Raw genomic sequence first — 745 nt, 5'->3', positions numbered from 1 at the left:
TGAAAAAAAACTGTGCACTCCAATAAATGCCCCTTGAGAGGCGGAGAATACCTGAATAGGCTTTCTGTCTTCGTCCGCATAGAAGCCAGCAAGCTCGCCAGAGAGCACATAGTATAGACGGTCGTTGTAGCCTTGCTGTTCGATCAATACGGAGCCGGCCAACACAGTCAGCCGACGTTCGATATGATTAAAGTAGCGTTCTACTAACGCATCTAACTTGGTTTCGTACATGTATTACCCAATATGCCCAACCGTATGAAGAATCCACACCATCACAAAGCTTAGCAGCACACCAACAATACCAAGTACCGCACCTACTCTCGCCATTTGGCTACTTGCTACATGGCCAGTGGCATGCGCGAGCGCGTTAGGCGGCGTACTGATAGGCAGTGACATACCAAGCGAAGCCGCGAAGGTCACAACAAGAATAAGCGTGACTTCACCACCTAATGGCGTCAAAGAAGCCATGGACGTACCAAGCGCAGCCATTATTGGCATCAGCAAGTTGGCTGTGGCCGTGTGTGACATGAAGTTTGCCATTAGTAAGCAAAGGAATGCCGCGCCGAATAGCACCACATAAGGCGAGAATTCATCAAATGGAATACTGTGCACCACCAGCTTCGCAAGCCCTGTTTTGTCGAGCGCTAAACCGAGAGCAATACCACCCGAAACTAACCAAAGTACATCCCAAGAGATCTTTTTGAGGTCTTCTTTGTTGATGATCCCTGTCAGCGAGAACACGGCA

1 protein-coding gene and 1 pseudogene are annotated in these 745 nt (G+C 49.1%); both read right to left on the bottom strand.

The genetic code is table 11. The features are described from left to right. A pseudogene (locus R7R78_RS26000) lies at positions 1-231 on the bottom strand (histidine kinase); the annotation flags it as partial. Positions 232-234: 3 nt separating this feature from the next. Next, on the bottom strand, positions 235-745 hold a 511-nt coding region (locus R7R78_RS25995; RefSeq protein ID WP_225474596.1), incomplete at its 5' end, for an SLC13 family permease.

The organism is Vibrio sp. 2134-1, from assembly GCF_033339495.1.
This window is presented reverse-complemented; position numbering and strand designations above follow the sequence as displayed.